The following is a 21541-nucleotide window of genomic DNA, read 5'->3' as shown; positions in this document are numbered from 1 at the left end:
CGACCACCAGGGGGCCGCGTGCCGACTCATACCGTCCGGGTACCAGCGCCGTCGCTGCTGTACGCCGTCAAGCAGGTCGAGCTGGCCGTCCGCGCCCGGCTGGAGGAGGTGCTCCGCCCCCACGGCGTGACCCCACTGCAGTACACCGCGCTCACGGTGCTGGAGCGGCGCGCGGACCTGACCGCGGCCGAGCTCGCCCGCAACTCGTTCGTGACGACCCAGTCGATGGCCGACCTGGTCGGCGCGCTCGACCGCCTCGGCCTGATCGCGCGGCGACCCGATCCGCAGGACCGCCGCCGCGCGCTGATCAACCTCTCCCCCTCGGGGCGGGCGCTGCTCGCGAGCTGCACCGCGGAGGTCGACGCCCTCGAGCGCCGGATGCTCTCCGACCTCGACACCACCGAGGTCGCCGCCCTCCGCGCGGCACTCAACTCCTGCCGGGAGGCACTCAGCGCCCCCCGCCGGTGACTCGGCGCAACTTGCCCGCCGAAGAGGCGCGACTCGGCGCAACTTGCCCGCCACACAAGCGCGAGTCGGCGCAACTTGCTCAGCGAGCGGGCAAGACGCGCCGAGTCGGCGTTCCCGAGTGGGCATGACGCGCCGAGTCGGCACCCCCAGCCGGGCAAGACGCGCCGACTCAGCGCCCCTGAGCGGACCCGTAGCGTTCGGCGACCCAGGCAGCGAGCCGGTCGACGAGGCGCTCGAGCGAGGCCGCGGCGATGCCGCCCGGGTCCCACGCGGCGACCAGCCGCACGCTGAGCAGGTCGCCGCCGAGGTCGACCGCGACCGGGACCAGGTCGAAGCGCGGGTCGTCCGACACCACGGCGACCCCGCGCCCGGACGCCGCGAGCGCCTGGGCGATGGTGCCGTTCGCGGCCTCCACGAAGGCGGCGTACGACGCACCGGACGCCGCCACCGCGGTGTCGAGCGCCTCCCGCGCGGTGAACGCGGGCGGCACCCCGACGAGCGGCCGCTCGACCAGCGCGGCGAGCGAGACCCGCTCTCGGCCGGCCCACGGGTCGTCCGCGGGCACGTAGGCCCACACCGGCAGCACGGCCAGCGACCGCGCGCCCATCGGCGCCGGCGGCCGGTCGGTGCCGATGGCCAGGTCCGCACCGGCGCGCAGCATCTCCGCGGTCGTGCGGCCGTCTCCCGCGAGCACGTCGATGACCGGGTCGTCGGCGGCCATGGTTGCGACGAACGGCGACACGACGTCGGTCAGCGTCACCGTCGGCGCGGCGATGGTCAGCCGCTCGAGCCCGCCCCGGGCGTGGAACCTCGCCCGGTCCCGGAGCCCGTCGGCGCCGGCGAGCAGCTGCCGCGCGGCCGGCAGCAGCGCCCGGCCGGTGCGGTTCAGCGTCAGCCGCCCGGCGCCGCGGTCGAAGAGCGCGACCCCCAGGTCCTGCTCGAGCTGGCGGAGCTGCCGCGACAGCGCCGGCTGGGTCACGTGCACCCGGGCCGCGGCCGCGCTCACGCTGCCCGCGTCGGCGGTCGCGACGAAGTACCTGACGTGCCGGAGCTGCATCATGCCTCCTCGGCATGAGTTCGAGACAGAACAAGTATTGGACAGCATACGATCCGGTCCCGAGACTCGAGTCGTGACGACCCTCGACGTACCCGCACCCTCCCCTTCCGGCACCGTCGAGCAGCGGCGGCTGCTCGTGACCGAGGTCCCCGGACCGGAGTCGCGCCGGCTGATGGCCCGCAAGACCACCGCCGTGGCCGCCGGCGTCGCCACGACGATGCCGGTCTTCGCCGCGCGCGCCGAGGGCGGGATCGTCGTCGACGTCGACGGCAACCACCTCGTCGACCTCGGCTCGGGCATCGCGGTGACCACCGTCGGCGCGAGCGCGCCGCGCGTGGTCGCGGCCGTGCAGGAGCAGGTCGCGGCGTTCACGCACACCTGCTTCATGGTCACGCCCTACGAGGGGTACGTCGCCGTCGCGGAGGCCCTCAACCGGCTCACCCCCGGGGATCACGCCAAGCGCACCGCCCTGTTCAACTCCGGTGCGGAGGCGGTCGAGAACGCTGTCAAGGTCGCCCGCGCCCACACCGGCCGGCAGGCGGTCGTCGTCTTCGACCACGCCTACCACGGGCGCACCAACCTCACGATGGCGATGACCGCCAAGAGCATGCCCTACAAGCACGGTTTCGGGCCGTTCGCGAGCGAGGTCTACCGCGCCCCGCTGTCCTACCCCTACCGCGACGGCGACACCGACGGCGTCGCCGCCGCACGGCGCGCGATCGACGTGATCGAGAAGCAGGTCGGCGCCGCCAACCTGGCCGCCGTCGTGATCGAGCCGATCCAGGGCGAGGGCGGCTTCATCGAGCCGGCGGCCGGCTTCCTGCCCGCGCTGGCCGCGTGGTGCCGCGAGAACGGCGTGGTGTTCGTCGCCGACGAGGTGCAGACCGGCTTCGCCCGCACCGGCGACCTGTTCGCCTGCGACCGCGAGGGCGTCGTCCCCGACCTGATCGTCACCGCCAAGGGCATCGCCGGCGGGCTGCCGCTCTCCGCGGTCACCGGCCGCGCGGAGGTCATGGACGCTCCCCACGCGGGCGGCCTGGGCGGCACGTACGGCGGCAACCCGCTCGCCTGCGCCGCCGCCCTCGCCGCCATCGAGACCATCGAGGCCGACGGACTGGTGCAGCGCGCCCGCGAGATCGAGGCGCTGATGCTCGAGCGGCTGCGCCGGATCGAGGCGCGCGACGCCCGCGTCGGTGACGTGCGCGGGCGCGGCGCGATGATCGCGGTCGAGCTCGTGCAGGCCGGCACCGACGTACCCGATCCCGAGCTGGCCAAGGGGGTCGCCACCGCCGCGCACCGCCGGGGCGTCATCGTGCTGACCTGCGGCACCTACGGCAACGTGCTGCGCTTCCTGCCGCCACTGAGCATCTCCGATGACCTCCTGCACGACGCGCTCGACGTACTGGCCGAGACCTTCGAGGCCGTCCGATGAGCCGGACCTTCGCGGTCGAGGACCCGGCGACCCTCGAGGTCGTCGCGCACGTGCCCGACCAGGGAGTCGACGACGCGCGCGCCGCCGTCGACCGGGCCGCCGCGGCGTTCCCCGCCTGGTCGCGCACCGCGCCGCGCGAGCGGTCGGTCGCGCTGCACCGCGCGCACGAGCTGATGCTGCGCGACCGGGACGAGCTCGCCACGCTCATCGCCCGCGAGAACGGCAAGTCGCTCGTCGACGCCGGCGCCGAGGTCGGGTACGCCGCCGAGTTCTTCCGCTGGTTCGCCGAGGAGGCCGTCCGGCCCGGCGGCGAGTACGGCGACGCTCCGGCCGGCGGGGCCCGCACGCTCGTCAGCCACCGGCCCGTCGGGGTCGCCGCCCTGGTGACGCCGTGGAACTTCCCTGCCGCGATGGCGACCCGCAAGATCGCGCCCGCGCTGGCCGCCGGCTGCACCGTCGTCCTCAAGCCGGCCGCCGAGACACCCCTGACCGCGCTCGCGGTCGCCCGGCTGCTCACCGAGGCGGGCGTGCCCGACGGCGTGGTCGAGGTGGTCACCACCACCGACGCCGCCGGGGTCGTCTCCGCCTGGCTCGAGGACCCGCGGGTCCGCAAGGTCTCCTTCACCGGCTCCACCGGCGTCGGCCGCGCCCTGCTGCGCCAGGCCGCCGACCGGGTGCTCAACGCCTCCATGGAGCTCGGCGGCAACGCCCCCGTCGTCGTCGCCGAGGACGCCGACCTCGACGCCGCGGTCGCCGGCACCATGGTCGCCAAGTTCCGCAACGGCGGCCAGGCCTGCACCGCCGCCAACCGGATCTACGTGCACGCCGACGTCGCCTTCGACTTCGTCGCCCGGCTCGGCGCCGAGGTCGAGAAGCTCGCCGTCGGCCCCGCCGCCGACGGCGCCGCCATCGGCCCGCTCATCAGCGCCGCGGCGCAGCAGCGGGTCGCCACCGCGGTCGACCTCGCCGTACGCGAGGGAGCACGCATCTCCCACCAGGCCGCCCTCCCGGACGCACCCGGCCACTTCTACCCACCGACCGTGCTGGCCGGCGTCGCGTCCGGCGCCACCATCCTCCACGAGGAGATCTTCGGACCGGTCGCCCCGGTCGTCGTCTGGCACGACGAGGACGACCTGATCCGCCAGGTCAACGACACCGAGTACGGCCTCGCGGCGTACGTCTTCGCCGGCGACCTCGGCCGCGCGATCCGGCTCGGCGAGCGGATCGAGGCCGGCATGGTCGGCATCAACCGCGGCCTGGTCTCCGACCCCTCGGCGCCGTTCGGCGGCGTCAAGCAGAGCGGCCTGGGCCGCGAGGGCGCCCGCGACGGGATGCGCGAGTTCCAGGAGACGCAGTACCTCTGCATCGACTGGTAGGTCGACTGGTAGGAAGCCTCTCGTCGGGAGAAGCACGATCGACACCGTGACGCTAATGTGTGTTTATGCGAACCACCGTCGATCTTCCCGACGGGCTCGTCCGAGCGGCGCGAGTGCGAGCGGCCGAGAGCGACGAGACCCTCAAGGACCTCTTCACCCGTGCCCTCACCCGCGAACTCGGCGCCTCTGCGACGAAGCGGCGGGGCGAACTTCCCCTCATCCAGTCCAAGCGACGCGGGACTGTCAAGATCGGCCCCGATGAGCTCGAGCAGGCGCTCATCGACGACGACATCAGCCGCCTACCGTGATCCTGCTCGATGTGAGCACCTGCTTGGCCGGCTTCTGGCCCGCACACATGCTCCATGCTCCGACGAGGTCGTGGCTCGACAAGGCCGACGACGACTCATTGGGGCTGTGCCGGGTCGTCCATCTGGGTTGGCTGCGCCACCTGACCAACCCGGCCGTCCTCGGCGAGGATGTGCTCGCTCGTGCTGAGGCGTGGGACTTCGTCGCCTCGGTCCTCGCCGACGCACGATTCGGGTGGATCGACGAGAGCCAGGATGTCGACGACTGGTTCTCGACACACGCCGCCAGAACCGACCACAGCCACAAGCTGTGGACCGACGACTACCTCGCCGCGGTGGCACTGGCCGGCGGGCACTCCTTCGCCACCCTCGACACCAAGGTCACAAAGCGATACCCGAAGCTGGAGGTCATCAATCCCGCAGCCCAGTAGACAGGATCGCGCGGACAGCCCGTCACCCGCCGACTGCTGCGAAGGATGAGCCGAGTACGCGGCGGTTCGTCGCACCCGGGTCGGCTTGAGTGAGTGGGTCGTCACGAGGGCGCACTCGAGAAGTTCCGTCCGCCGATTGAACTCCGATGCGACGCCTCATCCATCGCGTACTTCGATCCGGTCGGGGGCGCAGCCGCGGCATCGTCGAGGCCCCGAGCTTTGCTGCGCATGCTCACGGCCACCGCTCTCGGCCGGCTGGCGACGCGCCGTCCCCCACCAATAGGAGGGCGCGGCTAGTCCTCCCCCTCACTGAACGCCGTTCGCACTCGGGAGATCGCGCCGGCCATGTCGGCGAAGGTCGCCTCACCACGCACGTACACCCGCCGTCGACGGTTGTTCTCACTAGCCCAGACGTCGAACCTGTCTACGGGTTTGATCTCGATCTCATCGTCCGAACCAAGACGGCAGGCAAACAGCGGCGCTTGCGTTACTACGACTGGCACCACCACGCCCGTCGCGGCCGGCCGGTTGTCGCTCGCCATGTTCGACCGGAAGAACCGCTGGAGTCGGGACCGCGCTACCGCGAAGCTCAGCACCTGACGAACGGCGTTGCTAGCCGGGTTCGCGCTCTCCCTTCCGAGCGCCGAGACCACATGGGTCGCCACTCGGTCAGTCCGCAACGCCTCCTCTCGGACCCACTCGAACGTCAGCATGTCGAGACGCCGCGCCTCGTCTTCCTCCCAACCGGGAGTCGGGAGGAACCATAGCCGCGGTGCCTTTGGCGTCTCACGGTCCTGCCCGTAGAACGCCACCCATGGATGCGACTTGCCGGACTTGCACTCGACCACGACCTCCACGTAGGAACTGTCGATCGCCTCGTTGTGCCACCATGGAAAGTCCGCCAGCACGTCGCCTTCGCGCTGCTCGCCGGTAGTCGGGTCGTCATAGGCCACGGACTGACTCACAAACGAGCTGCTTCGCACGAGGGTCCGTGCGGTTCGTAGTTCGAGCGCTCGACCACTGTCCTCGACCCACTCGCCAAGGCGAGCAAGGAGCTCGTCGTCGCTCTGGCGCCCGTCCTGCATCACAACCCCATGCTCCCGGTTGCGGGGAACCGGCGTCAGCCTTATGCCGCACTTCAACGATGGAGCTCGGTCATTCTTCGACGTGAAGCGCACGAGGTCTCCCTCGACGCCGCTCGTGATCAACTCGGCCACCGCGACCCGTCGATCACCTATCGCCACTACGTCGGCAAACGACCTCTGCGCACGACCCTCGGCAAGTTGCTTGACGCAGGTCCGGTGTCGCTCGCGGTGCACAACCACATCACGCAGCTCTACGACGCCGACTCACTCTTCATCGAGACGATGCACGCAGTGGCCGTCGTGTTCTGGCACCCGGATCCGGTCGACATCGAGGTGACCGAACGCTGGTGGAGAGTTCCCGCACGCATTCTCCTGCTCGCGGCCAGCCGAACCATTCGCGACGTTAGATCGCGGTGAGAGTGTCCAGGTCAACGACGACTGGCACTCCGCACGCCTCGACCTGGGCTGCGCCGCCGGTGTGGGTGTCGGTGGCCCGGTACGTCCCGGCGCCGAGCGTGAAGGTCGCGAGCGACCGTGCGGCGGGATCGAGGATCCAGTACTCGCCGATCCCGGCCTGGGCGTACTCGTGGAGTTTTGTCACTCGGTCGGTGGTGCGGGAGCCGTCGGACACGATCTCGACCACGAGCCGCACCTGCCCGGGCGTGAACCTGGGCTGCGTCACAGCGGCCCGGTCGACGATCAGCACGTCAGGGGCTCGCACAGTGTCGTCGCTGAGAACAATCTCGGTGTCCTGGGTGACGACCAGACCCGCCGCGCCCGCGAATGCGTGGTCAAGGAGGTTGAACAGGCGGCCCATGACGATCTGGTGACGTGGGGTCGGCTTGGGCGCCACGACGAGCACTCCTTCGACGAGTTCGACATGGTGGCGTTCATCGACCGGCAGGCGCTCCCAGTCGGACAGGCTGAGCAGCCGGTCCGGATACTGAGCAGTGGAGGTCGACATGCACTGAGCCTAAGCCCTGGTTGGCTCCCGTCCCCTGGACGATGCGCCGTCGGCCGCCACGATCCAGGACCCTGAGGAAGGCGCGCCAACGGCGGCCGCGGACCGCGCGGTCGAGGATCCGTCCCTCCGCGTCGATGGGACTGAGCCACATCCGGCCGTGTTCGCCGATGGGGGTACGGCGCTCACCGTGCCAGCCGATCTCGGGCCTGACGCTTCCGCTCGCTCTCAATCCAGTCGAGCACGCCCTGACCGACTTAGAACGTCCTGGATCCGGTCCTGGTCGGGGTCGGCCCGCGACGGGCCGAAGCCGGTCCCGCAGAGTCTTCGGGGCGAGGCGACGAGGGCGGCCAGTTCCTCGGGCGTGAGGAGGTCCTTCGGGCGGATGTGCTCGGCACTCGTGTTGATGTCCATGCGTATCCCTATGCACGCCACCTGGAGGCCAGCGGGAGATTCTGGGCCCGTTGCGGGACGGCTCGGGACCGGGACGCACCCACTCGATGGCGATTGGTCGGCTCACTGGCCGGTTCCTGTTCCGAGCCAGCCGGAAACGGAAACGGGCCCCTGACAGCGCTTGTGCTGGTCAGAGGCCCTTTCCGGAGCCGCCTGTCGGAATCGAACCGACGACCTATTCATTACGAGTGAATCGCTCTACCGACTGAGCTAAGGCGGCGCGCTGCCCGGGTCCGGAGCACGCTCCGTCCGGGCAACCCGCAGAAGTATACGGACGTCGGCCCGGCGCACGAAAACGGCACCGGACCGGCGTGCGGGAGAGGATCAGGCGGCGAGGACGGGGGCCGCGGCGGCGGTCGCCCTGGCGCCGGTGAGCATGGTCTGCTCGGCGCCGCACCAGCAGGTGAAGGCGACGAGGATGCCGTGGTCGGTGTTGACCACCCCGGTGATCTGGCTCGAGAAGTTCAACTGGCGCTTGGCGCACGCGGTGCAGTAGTGGGCGAACATGTCGGATCCTCCTTCGCAGGACGGACGGATGGGCGGTGGTTCCATCCTCCGAGATCCACTGGCATAGGGGTAGCCTTGCTTTTCTAGAGAAACATAAGGATAAACCTATGCTTTCGCTGCACCAGCTGACCTGCTTCCTCGCGACCTACGAGCACGGCTCGCTGACGGCGGCCGCGGCCGAACTCGGCTACGCCCAGCCGTCGGTGTCCGAGCAGATCAAGGCGCTGGAGAAGACGCTCGGCGTCCAGCTGTTCCGGCGCGTGGGCCGCGGCGTCGTGCCGACGACGGTCGCCGACTCGCTGCGGCCGCACGCCGAGCGGGTGCTGGCCGCGGTCGACGACGCCCGCGAGGCGGTGCGGAGCGTGAAGTCGTTCGAGACCGGGACGATCCGGTTCGGGATGTTCGGCATCGCGCGGTTGTACGCCGGCTCCGGGCTGATCGCCGACGTGCTCTCGCGCTACCCCGGCGTGCGGGTCGAGCTGGTCGGGCAGAACTCCACCGAGGTCTTCGAGGACCTGCGCCGCGGCCGGCTGGAGGCGGCGATGCTCGCGGTGTCGACGGTGGCCAGCGAGGGCATGACGGTCACGCCGATCGCGCGCGAGGAGCTCGTCTACGTCAGCGCCGACCCCGAGCGCGTCGCCGGCCCGGTGACCGCGGCCCGACTGTCGCAGTCGTCGCTGGTGCTGCCGGAGACGACGTACCGCGCCGTCGACTCCACGCGGCTGACGCTCCGCCAGATGCTGCACGAGACCGGCCGCAACCCGCAGACCCGGATCGAGGTCGAGGACGTCGAGACCGCGGTCGAGCTGGTCGGGATGGGGTACGCCGACACGGTGATCCCCCGGGGCGCGGCGGAGCAGCTGCTCCCGCGACTCGCGCCGAAGGCGCGGTGGGTGTCGCTGCGGCCGCGCCAGTACGACATGTTCGCGGTCGTGCACCGCGCCGACGCGCTGCTCTCCCCAGCGGCGCAGATGATGATAGACCTCGCGACCCGCCGGATGCAGGAGATCGCCGAGCCGATCGGGCCCCCACAGCCCTAGGCTGTGCACTGTGTGCGACACCTTCGTCCTGCGGGGGGAAGCCGGGATGGTGCTGGCGAAGAACTCCGACCGCGACCCCAACGAGGCGCAGCTCTGGGAGTGGACGCCGGCTGCCGACCACGAGCCCGGGGCACGGGCGCGCACGACGTACGTCGAGGTGTCACAGGTCGCGCGCACGCACGCGACCGTGGTCTCCCGCCCCTGGTGGATGTGGGGCGCCGAGATGGGCGCCAACGAGCACGGCGTCGCCATCGGCAACGAGGCGGTGTTCACGAGGGAGAAGGCGGGTCTCGAGCCCGGTCTGCTCGGGATGGACCTGCTGCGGCTCGCGCTCGAGCGGTCGACCACCGCGGACGAAGCCGTCGAGACGATCGTCGCGCTGCTCGAGGAGCACGGCCAGAGCGGCTCGTGCAGCGTCGAGCACCCGCGGTTCACCTACCACAACAGCTTCCTCGTCGCCGACCGCGAGGGCGCCGTCGTGCTCGAGACGGCCGGGCGGCACTGGGCGACCGAGCGCGTCGACGGAAAGGCCCGCAGCATCAGCAACGGGCTGACCATCCCCGCCTTCGCCGCGAGGTACGCCGACCGGCTGCGTGGCCGGGTCGCCGGCTGCACCGTGCGGCAGTCCCTCACCCAGCGCCGTGCGGACGCGGGTGGCGGCGTGCTCGACGCGATGTCGATCCTGCGTGACAACGGGAGCGACGGCGGGCCGCGCTGGTCGTGGACGAACGGGTCGATGGCCGGCCCGAACATGCACGCCGGCGGACTGCTCGCCTCGAGCCAGACCGTCGCGTCCTGGGTGAGCGACCTCGAGGCCGGCATCCACTGGGCCACGGGCACCGCCGATCCGGCGCTCTCGCTCTACGTCCCGCTCCGGCTCGACGACCCGCTCGACGAGACGACCTACCCGGTGAGCGGAGTCGACAACCACCGCGACGACCGGTCGCTGTGGTGGCGGCACGAGCTCCTGCACCGCGAGGCGCTGCGCGACTGGTCGGGTGTCGAGGCCCGGATCGCACCCGGGCGCGACGAGACGCAGCGCCGGTGGATCGCGGCGCCGCCGACGGCGAAGGCCGCCCTCGCGGAGGCCGCGGACCTGCGGACCCGGTGGACCGAGCTCGCGCGGGAGACCGCCCGCGACATCCGGCCGCGCTGGGTGCGGCGGCGCTGGGCGGGCTTCGAGAAGGCCGCGGCGCGCGCGTGAGCGACGTCGTGGTGGTGGGCGCGGGCCTGGCCGGACTGGCGGCCGCCCGGAGGGTCGCGGCATCGGGCCGGAGTGTGGTCGTCGTCGAGGCGCGCGATCGGGTCGGCGGGCGCACCGAGGCCGGGATGCTCTCCGACGGACAGTGGATCGAGCTCGGCGGGCAGTGGGTCGGACCGACCCAGGACCGGATGTACGAGCTGATCGGCGAGCTCGGGCTGAAGACCGTCCCGACATGGAACGAGGGCGACATCGTCTTCGGCCTCGGGAAGCGCACCGGTCGGCTCGCGCCGCGCAAGGGCGCGGTGCCGAGGCTCAACCCGTTCGCGATCGCCGACCTCGCCCAGGGTGCGGTCCGCTGGGGCCGGCTCGCGCGCACGGTCGACCTCGATCGGCCGTGGGAGACGCGCAACGCGCGCGAGCTGGACGGCCAGACGTTCCGCAGCTGGGTGCAGCGCAACCTGCGGACCCCGCAGGGCCGCGCCTACTTCGAGCTCTACTGCGAGGCGGTCTTCTCCGCCGACCTCTCCGACCTCTCACTGCTGCACGCGCTGTTCTACACGCACTCCGGCACGGACATGGACACGCTGATGGCCGTCGACCGCGGCGCGCAACAGGACCGGGTCGCCGGGGGCTCCTGGCGGGTCAGCGAGCGGATGGCCGCCGACCTCGACGTCCGCCTCGGCCAGCCGGTGCGCACCGTCAGCCAGACCGACCACGGCGTCCGGGTGACGACCCGCGACGGCACAGCGTACGACGCGGAGCGCGCGATCATCACGCTGCCGCCGACACTGGCCGGGCGGCTCGAGTACGACCCGCCGCTCCCGTCGTGGCGTGACCAGCTCACCCAGAAGCTGCCCGCGGGCAGCGTGATCAAGGTGTACGCCGTCTATCCGACGCCGTTCTGGCGCACGGACGGCCTCAACGGCCAGGTCGGCTCCGACCGCGGCCCCGTGAAAGTCGCCTTCGACAACACCCCGCCCGGCTACGACCGCGGCATCCTGGTGGGCTTCATCGAGGCCGAGGACGGCCGGCGCTGGGCCCGCCGTACGCCCGAGGAGCGGCGGGCCGCCGTGGTCGACTGCTTCGTGCGCTACTTCGGACCGCAGGCCGCCGAGCCGCTGGAGTACGTCGAGCGCGACTGGATGGCCGAGGAGTTCAGCCGCGGCTGCTACGGCGCGCACTTCGCGCCCGGCGTCTGGACCGGCCTCGGACCGGCGCTGCGCGAGCCGGTCGGCCGGCTGCACTGGGCGGGCGCGGAGTGCTCGCCGGTGTGGAACGGCTACATGGAGGGCGCGGTGCGCTCGGGCGAGGCGACCGCCGCCGAGGTGCTGGCGGCGCTGGGCCGAGCGCTCAGCAGCTGAGCCCGTCCTCCGGGACCGTGCCCCTGATCAGGTAGTCCTCGACCGCGGTGTCGACGCACTGGTTGCCGCTGTTGTAGCCGGTGTGGCCGTCGCCGTCGCGGCTGACGAGCACGCCCGACTCGAGCTGGTCGGCGAGGTTGACCGCCCACTGGTACGGCGTCGCCGGGTCGCGCGTGGTGCCGATGACCACGATCGGCGCGGCGCCGGCCGCGTCCACGACCCGAGCGCGCACGGTCGACTCGACCTGCATGCCCAGGCAGGACGTCAGGCCCCAGGCGAAGACGCTGCCGAAGGTCGGCGAGACCCTCTCGAACGCCGGGATCTGCGCGGGGACCTCGGCCGCGGTGATCGCGTAGGGGTCGTCGAGGCAGCTGATCGCGTAGAGCGCCTCGGTCGAGTTGTCGGTGTAGGTGCTGCCCCCGCGGGAGTGGTAGAGGTCGGAGAGCCGGAGCAGCGCGGAGCCGTCGCCGTCGAGGCCCGCCTTCAGCGCCCCGTCGAGGATCGGCCAGTAGGCGCGGTTGTAGAGCGGGAGCACCACGCCGAAGAAGGCGTTGCCGACGCGGAGCTCGCGGTCGGAGTCGGTCGGCAGCGGGTCGGCGTCGACCTCGTCGAGGAGGCCCTTGATCCGGGCCAGCCCCGCCTCGACCGTGTCGCCCAGGAAGCAGTCGCCCTGCTCGACGCAGTTCCCGACGTACGCGCGCAGCGCGGTCTCGAAGCCGCCGGCCTGCTCCAGGCTCAGCCGGCGGGAGCCGATCGAGAGGTCGACGGCGCCGTCGAGGACGAGCCGGCCGACCCTGGCGGGGAAGAGATCGGCGTACGTCGCGCCGAGCTTGGTGCCGTAGGACGCGCCGAAGTAGTCCATCGACGACTCGCCGAGCGCGGCGCGCAGCACGTCCATGTCGCGCGCCGCCTCGACCGTCGTGACGTGTGCCGCGAGGTCGCCCGAGCGGCTGGCGCAGCCCGCGCCGAACGCCTCGACCCACCGCAGGTACTCGGAGGTCTCGGCGGCGGTCTCGGGGGCGGGGTCCTCGGCGACGTACCGGTCGAGCTCCTCGTCGCTCAGGCAGTCGACCGGGGCGCTGTCGCCGGTGCCGCGCGGGTCGAAGCCGACGATGTCGTACGCCGCGAGGAGCGGCTCGCGGAAGACCACGGCCGCCTGCGCGGCGTAGTCGGTGCCCGGCGCGCCCGGCCCGCCCGGGTTGACCACGAGCGAGCCGATCCGGCGATCAGGGTCGGAGGCCGGCACCTTGAGCAGCGCCAGGTCGATCGTCTCGCCGCCGGGCCTGCGGTAGTCGAGCGGGACCGTCAGCCTCGCGCAGAGGAACTGGTCGCGGCACCGCTGCCAGTCGAGCCGCTGGTCGTAGTACGGCGCGAGTGCCGGCCGCGGCGGCCTCGTCGCGCCGGGCTCGGGCCTGGTCGTCGGGACCGCGGACGGGTCGGCGCCCAGGTTGTCGAGCATCGCCAGCAGGGTGACGGCGCCCCCGCCGAGGAGCAGCGCGACGGCGAGGACGAGCGCGACGAGGCGCCTCACCCGACCCGGGCCTCCGGGGCCATCAGCGCGACCATCATCGACTCCAGCGCGAGCGCGGGCTGGACGTTGAACTCGAGCATCTGCTCGCGGGCCTCGAAGATCGCGGAGATCCGGCGCAGGTTGGTCTCCGGCGGCGACACCCGCGCGAGCAGCTCGACGTCGACGCGGATCTCCTCGTTGACCAGCCGGCCCGGCGCCCGCTGGGCGACGGCGATCGCGTCGCGGTAGACCGACACCAGGTCCACCAGGCCGCGGTCGACGACGTCGAGCTGGCGCCGCTTGGCGCGGGTCTTCTGCTCCCTCTCGAGGTCGCGCAGCGCCGGGGCGTACTCCCGCGGGCGGCGGCCGCGCTCGACCACGCCGTACGCCGTGTCGAGCTCGGCCTTCTCCCGGGCGTCGAGCTCGGTCGTGATCGCGTCGGCCTCCTCCTTGGTGACCTCGGTGAGCCGCCTGCCGGCGTTCATGCAGCGGCCGAGGGAGGTGAGCTGCGCCGGGAGCGCGACGACCTCGCGGCGCCGGTTGCGGGTCTCCTCGTCGCGAGCCAGCGCGCGGGCACGGCCGATGTGGCCCTGGCTGGCGCGGGCGGCGTACGACGCCAGCGCGCCGTCGACCCCGTCGTGGCCGGCCAGGAACGCGGCGACGTCGTCGGTGGTCGGCGTGGTCAGCGTGACCAGCCGGCAGCGCGAGCGGATCGTCGGCAGCACGTCCTCGACGGTCGGCGTGCACAGCATCCACACGGTGCGGGCCGACGGCTCCTCGATCGCCTTGAGCAGCGCGTTGAAGGCCGGCTCGGTGACCCGGTCGGCGTCCTCGACGATGAGGATCTGCCAGCGGTGGCCGACCGGGGCGAGGGCCGCGCGGCGGACCAGCTCGCGCACCTGGCCGACGCCGATCGAGAGGCCCTCGGTCCGGATCACGCTGACGTCGGCGTGCGACCCGGCGAGCACGGTATGGCAGGCGTGGCAGGTGCCGCAGCCGGACGGGCTCTCCTCGCACTGGAGGGCGGCGGCGAAGGCGACCGCCGCGTTGGACCGCCCCGACCCCGGCGGCCCGGTGAAGAGGTAGGCGTGGCTCATGCCGTGGCCGGCCGCCGCGGCCCGGAGCGCCTCGATCGCCTGGCGCTGGCCGACCAGCCCGTCCCAGACGGTCATCCGGGCACTGCCTGGGCGAGGAGAGGTCTGACGGCCGCCCGGACCCGCGCGCCGACCTCGTCGACGCCGGAGCGGGCGTCGAGCACGAGGTAGTGGTCGGGGTCGGCCCGCGCCATCCGGAGGAAGCCCTCGCGCACGCGCTGGTGGAACTCCAGCGACTCGCCCTCGATCCGGTCGCGCTCCTCGAACCGGCCCAGGCCGTGCTCGGGCTCGAGGTCGAGCACCACCGTCAGGTGCGGCCGCAGGTCGTGGGTGGCCCAGCGCGCGACCTGCTCGACCTCGTCGATGGCCAGCGCGCGGCCGGCGCCCTGGTAGGCCAGCATCGAGTCGACGTAGCGGTCGGTGATGACGACCTCGCCGCGGTCCAGCGCCGGCTGCACGACGGCATCGACGTGCTCGGACTTGTCGGCGGCGTAGAGCAGCGCCTCGGTGCGGTCGGAGATCGCGCCGGTCTCGGGGCTGAGCACGATCGTGCGGAGCTTGCGGCCCACCTCGGTGTCACCGGGCTCGAAGGTCAGTACGGCGACGTACCCCTGCTCCTCCAGCCAGTCCGCCAGCAGCCGCGACTGGGTGGACTTGCCCGATCCCTCGCCGCCCTCGAAGCAGACGAACACGCCCGTGTCGGCGTAGACCCCGGATCCCGTCCTCACGGCGTCCACCCTAGGCGGCGACGCCGACCCCCCGTTGAGTTGGGCCGAAGTCGCCCTCGAATCGGGTCAAAGTCACGGCCGGGCGGGAACAAGGCCCAACTCGAGCGCGAACGAGGCCCAACTCAACGAGCCTTCTTGGCGGTCTTCTTCGTGGTCCGCTTGGCAGTCTTCTTGGCAGTCTTCTTGGCCGGGCCCTTGGCGCGACGCTCGGCGAGCAGCTCGGCCGCGCGCTCGAGGGTGATCGCGTCGACCGAGTCGTCCTTGCGGAGGGTGGCGTTGTACTCGCCGTCGGTGACGTACTCGCCGAACCGGCCCGCCTTCACGACCACCGGCTGCCCGGAGACCGGGTCGTTGCCGAGCTCCTTGAGCGGGGCCGCCGCGGCGGCGCGACCGCGCTGCTTGGGCTGGGCGTAGATCCGCAGCGCCTCGTCGAGGCCGATGGCGAGGAGCTGGTCCTCGGAGGCGAGCGAGCGGGAGTCGGTGCCCTTCTTCAGGTACGGCCCGTAGCGGCCGTTCTGGGCGGTGATCTCGTCGCCGGACTCCGGGTCGACGCCGACCACGCGCGGCAGCGACAGCAGCTTGAGCGCGTCGTCGAGCGTGATCGTGTCCAGCGACATCGACTTGAACAGCGAGCCGGTGCGTGCCTTCTCGCCCTTCTTGGCGTCCTCGGGCAGCACCTCGGTGACGTAGGGCCCGAACCGGCCGTTCTTCGCCACGATCTCCAGCCCGGTGTCGGGGTGCGTCCCCAGCTGGATCTCCTCGCCGGCCGGGTTGGCCAGCAGCTCCCGGGCCTTGTCGAGCGTGAGCTCGTCGGGCGGCAGGTCGTCGGGCACGTTGGCGCGCACGGCGTACGGCGTGCCCTCGTCGTCGGGGCCCTCGAGGTAGGGGCCGTAGCGGCCGACGCGCAGGTTGATGCCGCTGTCCGGGCCGCCCACGGGGAACGTCGCCAGCTCGCGCGCGTCGATGTCGCCGAGGCCGTCGACCAGCGGCTTGAGGCCGGTCACGCTGTCGGAGCCGTAGTAGAACTCGGCGAGCTCGGACTGGCGGTCCTTGCGGCCGCCGGCGATCTCGTCGAGCACGTCCTCCATGCCGGCGGTGAACTCGTAGGACACCTGCCGCGGGAAGTGCTCCTCCAGCAGCCGGATCACCGAGAACGCCAGCCACGCCGGCACCAGCGCGGTGCCCTTCTTGTAGACGTAGCCGCGGTTGAGGATGGTGCCGATGATCGAGGCGTACGTCGACGGCCGGCCGATCTCGCGGTCCTCGAGCTCCTTGATCAGCGTGGCCTCGGTGTAGCGGGCCGGCGGCTTGGTCTCGTGGCCGCCGGCGCTCAGCGACGCGGCGGTGACGGCGTCACGCTCGGCGAGGTCCGGCAGGGGCACCTGGTCGTCGTCACTGCGCTTGCCGGCGTCGGTGCCCTCGACGTAGGCCTTGAGGAAACCGTGGAAGGTGATGACGCGGCCGGACGCGGCGAACACGACGTCGCGGCCGTCGGACGCGGCGCCGCCGATCCGCACGGACACGGACTGGCCGACGGCGTCCTTCATCTGCGAGGCGACGGTGCGCATCCAGATCAGCTCGTAGAGGCGGAACTGGTCGCCGGTGAGGCCGGTCTGCGCGGGCGTGCGGAAGGAGTCACCGGCGGGGCGGATCGCCTCGTGCGCCTCCTGTGCGTTCTTCACCTTGCTGGCGTAGGTGCGCGGGGCGTCGGGGAGGTACTCGGCGCCGTAGAGCTCCCGCACCTGCGACCGCGCCGCCTCGACCGCGCCGCCGGAGAGCGTGGTGGAGTCGGTGCGCATGTAGGTGATGAAGCCGTTCTCGTACAGCCGCTGCGCGACCGACATCGTCACCGAGGCGCTCATGCCGAGCTTGCGGCTGGCCTCCTGCTGGAGCGTGGTGGTGCGGAAGGGGGCGTACGGCGAGCGGCGGTAGGGCTTCGCCTCGACCGAGCGGACGTCGTACGTCGTGTCACTCAGCGCCGCGACCAGCGCCTCGGCCGCGGCGCGGTCGAGGTGGACCCGCTCGCCCTTCCTGCTCTTGAGCAGGCCGTCCGGGCCGAAGTCGGAGCCGCTCGCGACGCGGCTGCCGTCGATCGAGTGGAGCCGGGCCGGGAACATCCGCGGCTCCTTGGCCGCGCCGGCGTCGAAGGTGCCCTCGAGGTCCCAGTAGGAGGCGACGCGGAAGGCGATCCGCTCGCGCTCGCGGTCGACCACCAGCCGGGTCGCGACGGACTGGACGCGGCCGGCGGACAGGCCGGACATGACCTTCTTCCAGAGGACCGGGCTGACCTCGTAGCCGTAGAGACGGTCCAGGATCCGGCGGGCCTCCTGGGCCTCGACGAGGTCCATGTCGAGGTCGCGCGGGCTCTCGACCGCGGCCAGGATCGCGGGCTTGGTGATCTCGTGGAAGACCATCCGCCGGACCGGGATGCCGCTCTTCGGCTTCAGCTCGTCGAGCAGGTGCCAGGCGATCGCCTCGCCCTCGCGGTCCTCGTCGGTGGCGAGGTAGAGCTCGTCGGCATCCTTGAGCAGGGTCTTCAGCTTGGCGATGTGCGACCTCTTGTCGCGCGGGACGACGTAGTAGGGCTCGAAGCCGTTGTCGACGTCGACCGCGAGCCGCCCCCACGGCTTGTCCTTGATCTTGGCCGGAGTGTCGGCGGCGCTGGTCGGGAGGTCGCGGATGTGGCCGATGGAGGACTCGACGACGTACCCGTGACCGAGGAAGTCGCCCAGCATCTGGGCTTTCCTCGGGGACTCGACGATCACCAGCTTGTGGGCCACGGGACTTCCTTCTGCTTCTGGCGGCTTTCCCCCGGTCGCTCTCTCCGGGGTCCTACGGCTGGACACGGTAGCGCGAGCGCCGGGGAACCCATTCCCCGGCGCCCTGTGGACGGGCTCGGCGGACCGGCCCGAGAAAGTGTCACGGTGGCGCCATGATCTACACCAGCAGTTCTACCATAGATGGTAGAATCGGAACCGTGCCCACCCTCAACATCAAGGACCCTGACGTCTACCGGCTCGCGCAACTGCTGGCGAGGCGTCGCGGGACGTCCATGACCGCGGTGCTCCGGGACGTGCTCGCCGAGTCCGAGGCCCGAGATCGTCCGTCGGAGAAGGCGACGCTCGACGAGCTGATGGAGCTGGCACGCGCGACGGCCGCGGTCAGCACCGAGCCGGTCCTGACCGACGACGACCTCTACGACGAGCGGGGCCTGCCGAGGTGATCGTGGACTCCTCGGCGCTGATCGCCGTGCTCAACAACGAGCCGGACGCGGAGAGGTTCGCGGCCGCGCTCCTGTCGGGCGACCCGATCCTCGGCGCGCCCACGCTCCTGGAAGCCTCCATCGTCGCGCGGCCCGAGCGGCTCGCCGCACTCGACACCCTGGTGCGACGGACTCTGACCGAGGTCGTGGCATTCACCGAGGAGCACGCTCGGATCGCGCGTGCTGCCTACGCGCGGTACGGCAGGGGATCCGGGTCGCCGGCCGCGCTGAATCTCGGCGACTGCATGTCGTACGCGCTGGCCCAGGTCCGCGACGAGCCGCTGCTGTTCAAGGGACACGACTTCACCCACACCGACGTCACGCCCGCGCTCTGACGCAGGATCGCTCGGGACTCTGCTCGACTGCGCTTCGGCCTCAACGTTTCATGGGGCCGGACCGTCAGACAAGGGACGAGCACAAGGGAGAGCACAGCGCTCGACGATCGGGGCTCGACGATCCGGAGGACGATTGGTGACCGACGACGACGTGGCGGGCTTCAGGGACTTCGTGGCCGTGCAGACCCGGCCGCTGCTGGGCCTGGCGCACGCCCTGACCGCGAACCCGCACGACGCGTGGGACCTGACCCAGGAGACCCTCGCGCGGATCGGCGAGCGGTGGGGACGCACCCGGTTCGACGAGCCGGCGGCGTACGCCCGCACGGTGATGGTCCGCCTCAACATCGACCGGATCCGGCGGCTGCGGCGCGAGCTGCCGCTGCTCGCGACACCACCCGAGGAGGCGCCGGTCGAGGTGGTCGGCGAGCTCGACGGCTGGCTGGTCGACGCGCTCGCCACGCTCTCGCCCCGGCGGCGCACCGCGCTGGCGCTGCGCTACGTCGAGGACCTCGACGTGCGCGGGATCGCCGAGCGGATGGGCTGCTCGGAGGGAACGGTGAAGAGCCAGCTGTCCCGCGGGACCGAGCGGCTCCGGCAACATGCGCGCGAGCACGGCCCGCTGCGCACCACGACGGAAGGATGGGCATGACCGAGCAGCAGATCAAGGACGGGTTCGACCAGCTGGCGGGCGCGCTCGCGCCGCCGCCGGACTCGGTGGAGCGGGTGGACCGCCGAGTGCGGGTACGCCGCCGGCGCCGGCGCGCGACGATGGCCGGCACGGTCGCCGTGGCGGTCGTCGCGGCCGCCGGCACCGCCGCGGTGCTCACCAGCGGTGACCGGGACGGCGGCGACCTGGTCGCCACCGACCCGCCCAGCGGCCCGGTGAGCACGCTGGTGCTCACCCGACCGGACGGCTCGACGTACGCCTTCGACGAGATCCAGGTGTCCTGCGACCCGCCGATCGTCCAGGGCACCGGGCAGCCGATCGAGAGCCCCACACCCGGGACCATCTGGGCCTCCAGCCCGATCTCGTTCCAGGGCGACCGCGGCGATGACGATGCCACCTTGGACAAGCCGTTCGTGATGGTGCAGGGCCGCGTCGCCCAGCTCCAGGGTGACCGCACCTTCGAGCTGCCCATCGACGGCCCGGGCGATTCGGACACCTATCCGCTGGTGCTGTTCGTCGCGGACACCGAGGGCGGTTCGCCCGGCGACCTCGGCAACGAGGCGGCCAGCTCGGCCGGCGGGTCGGGCACGGTGCGCGTGCTCGAGGCGTCCTGCGACCCGGTGCCGGTGCTGCGGCTCGAGGTCGACGGCACGCTCGCGAGCGAGGAGGGCAAGCAGCCGCTCGACCTCACGGGCGAGCTGCGCTGACCGGTCAGGCCCGCAGGAACCCCTCCGCCACCAGCTCGCGGGCGACCGGGAGGTGGGTCTCGCGGGTCCGGGCGGCGTCCAGGTCGAGCAGGGTGCTGACCGCGTCCAGGATCTGGCCGACGCTCAGGTCGCCGTCGCAGGCTCCCACCAGCGCGGCCGTCACGGTGTCGGCCTGCCGGGCCCGGCGGAAGCCGCGCTGCTGGCGGAGCAGCACGGTCTCGGGGTCCGCGGCGCCGGGCGCGCCGAGGGTCTCCTGGCGGACGTCGACGCGCGTGGTGAGGTGGGAGTCGAGGTCGACGCCGGGGGCGAGGTCGACGCCGACTGCCCAGTCGCGGATCGCCGGCGCGATCGGCTGCTCGACGTCGTAGGGCCACTCGAGCAGCTCGCGGGCCGATCCGCCGCTGCGGCGCAGGTTGATCCAGCCGAACCCGACCGCCTCGATGCCCTGCTCCTCGAACCAGGAGAGCCAGGTGTCGTAGCGGACCAGGTAGTCGGCCGAGCCGTGCAGTCCGGCGTCCTTGAGCCAGAGCTCGACGTACGCCGCCGGGTCGACCACCTCGCGCTGGACGACCAGGGCGTCGCACCCCTCGGGCACCCAGCCGTCGATCCGCTCGCCCCACGGCACGCCGTCGGCGATGACCCAGTTCGCGAGCACCTGGCACCAGCCGCCCTCGGCGAGGTGGTCGGGCGCGCGGCGGACGATGTCCTCGACGACGCGGTCGCCGGGCAGGCCGGAGTCGCGGTAGACGAGGCGCTCGTCGGTCGCCGGCGAGATCACGAACGGCGGGTTGGTCGCGATCAGGTCGAACCGCTCCCGCGCCACCGGCTCGAAGAACGACCCGTTCCGCACGTCGACCGGCGCGGGCACGTCGTTGAGCGCGGCGTTGAAGCGCGCCAGCCGCAGCGCGCGGGCGTTGACGTCGGTCGCGACCACCTCGCGGCTGTGCCGCGCGAGGTGCAGCGCCTGCACGCCGCAGCCGGTGCCGAGGTCGAGTGCCCGGCCGACCGGCTCGCGCAGGGTCAGCTGGGCGAGCGAGGTGGAGGCTGCGCTGATGCCGAGCACGTGGTCGGGGCCGACCCGACTGCTGCCGCCGTCCAGGCCGGGCGTCAGGTCGCTGGCCACCCAGAGGTGCTGGTCGTCGGTCGCGTACGGCCGGACGTCGAGGCGGGCCGCCACCTCGCCGACGCTCTGCTCGAGGAAACCCTCGGCGGCGAGCCGGTCGACCAGCCCGGGCAGCGCGCGCTGCGCGGCCGCGGCCTCGACCGGCGCCTGGAGCAGGAACAGTCGGATCAGCGTCTCGAGCGGCCAGCCGCCCGTCGTACGCCGCAGGCCCGGCGTCGTCTCGTTGCGGCCGAGCGCCGCGTGCGCGACCGGGCCGAGGACCTCGGCCACGCCCTCGTAGGTGTAGCCCGCCATGACCAGCGCGGCACGGAGCCGCTGGGGCAGGTCGGGCATGGTCGGGGACGCGGTCACGCCTCGAGCGTAGGTCGCGCCCGAGGCGGGCCGGTCCAGACCGTTGCGTCAAGGACTCCAGTGATGGGCATCACCAAGTCGAGT

The 21541-nt window shown here is 72.2% G+C and carries 23 protein-coding genes and 1 tRNA gene; 13 read left to right on the top strand and 11 right to left on the bottom strand.

Translation table 11 applies throughout. From position 1 onward, the window contains the following. Positions 1–18 precede the first annotated feature (18 nt). A complete protein-coding gene (locus ACYVKX_RS09415) occupies positions 19–468 on the top strand; it encodes a MarR family winged helix-turn-helix transcriptional regulator (protein ID WP_460831209.1) in 450 nt (149 codons plus the stop codon). A 169-nt stretch (positions 469–637) separates the two neighbouring features. Here ACYVKX_RS09415 and ACYVKX_RS09410 read toward each other — a convergent pair whose 3' ends face one another. Continuing rightward, a complete protein-coding gene (locus tag ACYVKX_RS09410; RefSeq protein ID WP_460831206.1) occupies positions 638–1525 on the bottom strand; it encodes a LysR family transcriptional regulator in 888 nt (295 codons plus the stop codon). Positions 1526–1598: 73 nt separating this feature from the next. Between ACYVKX_RS09410 and gabT the strand changes: the two genes are divergently transcribed. From gabT to ACYVKX_RS09390, 4 genes are all read left to right on the top strand, one after another. Continuing rightward, entirely contained in the window at positions 1599–2957 is a 1359-nt protein-coding gene (gene gabT, locus ACYVKX_RS09405; protein WP_460831203.1) for a 4-aminobutyrate--2-oxoglutarate transaminase, read from the top strand. Next, positions 2954–4333, top strand: a complete 1380-nt coding sequence (locus tag ACYVKX_RS09400) for an NAD-dependent succinate-semialdehyde dehydrogenase (RefSeq protein ID WP_460831200.1) — start codon at positions 2954–2956, stop codon at positions 4331–4333. Before gabT ends, ACYVKX_RS09400 begins: the two co-directional genes overlap by 4 nt. 65 nt (positions 4334–4398) lie before the next feature. After that, positions 4399–4641 carry a hypothetical protein gene (locus tag ACYVKX_RS09395; RefSeq protein WP_460831197.1) on the top strand — a complete coding sequence of 81 codons (243 nt, stop codon included), beginning with the start codon at positions 4399–4401 and terminating at the stop codon, positions 4639–4641. Positions 4642–4652: 11 nt separating this feature from the next. Beyond that, positions 4653–5069, top strand: a complete 417-nt coding sequence (locus ACYVKX_RS09390; RefSeq protein ID WP_460831195.1) for a PIN domain-containing protein — start codon at positions 4653–4655, stop codon at positions 5067–5069. Positions 5070–5362: 293 nt separating this feature from the next. On the opposite strand, the gene ACYVKX_RS09385 is transcribed toward ACYVKX_RS09390, so the two are convergent. Beyond that, positions 5363–6022 (bottom strand): hypothetical protein, encoded by a 660-nt coding sequence (locus ACYVKX_RS09385; RefSeq protein WP_460831191.1) that lies wholly within the window; start codon positions 6020–6022, stop codon positions 5363–5365. 141 nt (positions 6023–6163) lie between these two features. Between ACYVKX_RS09385 and ACYVKX_RS09380 the strand changes: the two genes are divergently transcribed. Then, positions 6164–6571 (top strand): hypothetical protein, encoded by a 408-nt coding sequence (locus ACYVKX_RS09380; protein WP_460831187.1) that lies wholly within the window; start codon positions 6164–6166, stop codon positions 6569–6571. Here ACYVKX_RS09380 and ACYVKX_RS09375 read toward each other — a convergent pair. The 4 genes from ACYVKX_RS09375 to ACYVKX_RS09360 form a co-directional block, all read right to left on the bottom strand. Beyond that, positions 6558–7118: a Uma2 family endonuclease gene (locus tag ACYVKX_RS09375; RefSeq protein WP_460831183.1), complete on the bottom strand. Its 561-nt coding sequence runs from the start codon at positions 7116–7118 to the stop codon at positions 6558–6560. The genes ACYVKX_RS09380 and ACYVKX_RS09375 overlap by 14 nt on opposite strands. Positions 7119–7343: 225 nt before the next feature. Beyond that, positions 7344–7529: a hypothetical protein gene (locus ACYVKX_RS09370; protein WP_460831179.1), complete on the bottom strand. Its 186-nt coding sequence runs from the start codon at positions 7527–7529 to the stop codon at positions 7344–7346. A 186-nt stretch (positions 7530–7715) separates the two neighbouring features. After that, a tRNA-Thr gene (locus ACYVKX_RS09365) sits at positions 7716–7788 on the bottom strand. Positions 7789–7892: 104 nt separating this feature from the next. After that, complete coding sequence (locus ACYVKX_RS09360; RefSeq protein WP_460831177.1) at positions 7893–8075, bottom strand: hypothetical protein; 183 nt, start codon at positions 8073–8075, stop codon at positions 7893–7895. A 107-nt stretch (positions 8076–8182) separates the two neighbouring features. Between ACYVKX_RS09360 and ACYVKX_RS09355 the strand changes: the two genes are divergently transcribed. The 3 genes from ACYVKX_RS09355 to ACYVKX_RS09345 are packed head-to-tail and all read left to right on the top strand — an operon-like array spanning position 8183 to position 11680. Beyond that, positions 8183–9115, top strand: coding sequence for a LysR family transcriptional regulator (locus tag ACYVKX_RS09355; protein ID WP_460831174.1), 933 nt, complete (start codon positions 8183–8185; stop codon positions 9113–9115). Between the two features lie 10 nt (positions 9116–9125). After that, entirely contained in the window at positions 9126–10319 is a 1194-nt protein-coding gene (locus ACYVKX_RS09350) for a carcinine hydrolase/isopenicillin-N N-acyltransferase family protein (RefSeq protein WP_460831170.1), read from the top strand. Continuing rightward, entirely contained in the window at positions 10316–11680 is a 1365-nt protein-coding gene (locus ACYVKX_RS09345; protein WP_460831168.1) for a flavin monoamine oxidase family protein, read from the top strand. The genes ACYVKX_RS09350 and ACYVKX_RS09345 overlap by 4 nt, the downstream gene beginning before the upstream one ends. Here ACYVKX_RS09345 and ACYVKX_RS09340 read toward each other — a convergent pair. The 4 genes from ACYVKX_RS09340 to topA all read right to left on the bottom strand — a co-directional run bounded on the left by ACYVKX_RS09340 (position 11670) and on the right by topA (position 17792). Then, on the bottom strand, positions 11670–13211 hold the full coding sequence (locus ACYVKX_RS09340; protein ID WP_460831165.1) for an alpha/beta hydrolase: 1542 nt from the start codon (positions 13209–13211) through the stop codon (positions 11670–11672). The genes ACYVKX_RS09345 and ACYVKX_RS09340 overlap by 11 nt on opposite strands. Next, positions 13208–14362 (bottom strand): DNA polymerase III subunit delta', encoded by a 1155-nt coding sequence (locus ACYVKX_RS09335; protein ID WP_460831163.1) that lies wholly within the window; start codon positions 14360–14362, stop codon positions 13208–13210. Before ACYVKX_RS09335 ends, ACYVKX_RS09340 begins: the two co-directional genes overlap by 4 nt. Beyond that, a complete protein-coding gene (gene tmk / locus ACYVKX_RS09330) occupies positions 14359–15012 on the bottom strand; it encodes a dTMP kinase (RefSeq protein WP_460831159.1) in 654 nt (217 codons plus the stop codon). The genes ACYVKX_RS09335 and tmk overlap by 4 nt, the downstream gene beginning before the upstream one ends. Before the next feature lie 122 nt (positions 15013–15134). Then, positions 15135–17792: a type I DNA topoisomerase gene (topA, locus tag ACYVKX_RS09325; protein WP_460831157.1), complete on the bottom strand. Its 2658-nt coding sequence runs from the start codon at positions 17790–17792 to the stop codon at positions 15135–15137. A 197-nt stretch (positions 17793–17989) separates the two neighbouring features. Here topA and ACYVKX_RS09320 point away from each other — a divergent pair, with 197 nt between their 5' ends. From ACYVKX_RS09320 to ACYVKX_RS09305, 4 genes are all read left to right on the top strand, one after another. Beyond that, the gene (locus tag ACYVKX_RS09320) at positions 17990–18235 is read left to right on the top strand and encodes a type II toxin-antitoxin system VapB family antitoxin (RefSeq protein WP_460831154.1); all 246 of its coding nucleotides are present in this window, start codon (positions 17990–17992) and stop codon (positions 18233–18235) included. Then, positions 18232–18609: a type II toxin-antitoxin system VapC family toxin gene (locus ACYVKX_RS09315; protein ID WP_460831152.1), complete on the top strand. Its 378-nt coding sequence runs from the start codon at positions 18232–18234 to the stop codon at positions 18607–18609. The genes ACYVKX_RS09320 and ACYVKX_RS09315 overlap by 4 nt, the downstream gene beginning before the upstream one ends. A 136-nt stretch (positions 18610–18745) precedes the next feature. Beyond that, complete coding sequence (locus ACYVKX_RS09310; RefSeq protein WP_460831149.1) at positions 18746–19258, top strand: RNA polymerase sigma factor; 513 nt, start codon at positions 18746–18748, stop codon at positions 19256–19258. After that, entirely contained in the window at positions 19255–19983 is a 729-nt protein-coding gene (locus ACYVKX_RS09305) for a hypothetical protein (protein WP_460831145.1), read from the top strand. Before ACYVKX_RS09310 ends, ACYVKX_RS09305 begins: the two co-directional genes overlap by 4 nt. Before the next feature lie 4 nt (positions 19984–19987). Here ACYVKX_RS09305 and ACYVKX_RS09300 read toward each other — a convergent pair whose 3' ends face one another. Further along, positions 19988–21457 (bottom strand): DUF7059 domain-containing protein, encoded by a 1470-nt coding sequence (locus tag ACYVKX_RS09300; RefSeq protein ID WP_460831141.1) that lies wholly within the window; start codon positions 21455–21457, stop codon positions 19988–19990. Positions 21458–21541 lie beyond the last annotated feature (84 nt).

The organism is Nocardioides hungaricus (assembly GCF_054782915.1).
Note: the sequence above shows the minus strand (reverse complement) of the source record. Positions and strands in the feature narration are given on the sequence as shown.

Bases quoted from the DNA above. Each gene is read 5' to 3' on its own strand.
- ACYVKX_RS09395 (WP_460831197.1), top strand. From the start codon at position 4,399: ATGCGAACCACCGTCGATCTTCCCGACGGGCTCGTCCGAGCGGCGCGA.
- ACYVKX_RS09360 (WP_460831177.1), bottom strand. From the start codon at position 8,075: ATGTTCGCCCACTACTGCACCGCGTGCGCCAAGCGCCAGTTGAACTTC.
- ACYVKX_RS09305 (WP_460831145.1), top strand. From the start codon at position 19,255: ATGACCGAGCAGCAGATCAAGGACGGGTTCGACCAGCTGGCGGGCGCG.
- ACYVKX_RS09400 (WP_460831200.1), top strand. From the start codon at position 2,954: ATGAGCCGGACCTTCGCGGTCGAGGACCCGGCGACCCTCGAGGTCGTC.
- ACYVKX_RS09375 (WP_460831183.1), bottom strand. From the start codon at position 7,118: ATGTCGACCTCCACTGCTCAGTATCCGGACCGGCTGCTCAGCCTGTCC.
- ACYVKX_RS09410 (WP_460831206.1), bottom strand. From the start codon at position 1,525: ATGCAGCTCCGGCACGTCAGGTACTTCGTCGCGACCGCCGACGCGGGC.
- ACYVKX_RS09355 (WP_460831174.1), top strand. From the start codon at position 8,183: ATGCTTTCGCTGCACCAGCTGACCTGCTTCCTCGCGACCTACGAGCAC.
- ACYVKX_RS09335 (WP_460831163.1), bottom strand. From the start codon at position 14,362: ATGACCGTCTGGGACGGGCTGGTCGGCCAGCGCCAGGCGATCGAGGCG.
- ACYVKX_RS09380 (WP_460831187.1), top strand. From the start codon at position 6,164: ATGCTCCCGGTTGCGGGGAACCGGCGTCAGCCTTATGCCGCACTTCAA.
- ACYVKX_RS09370 (WP_460831179.1), bottom strand. From the start codon at position 7,529: ATGGACATCAACACGAGTGCCGAGCACATCCGCCCGAAGGACCTCCTC.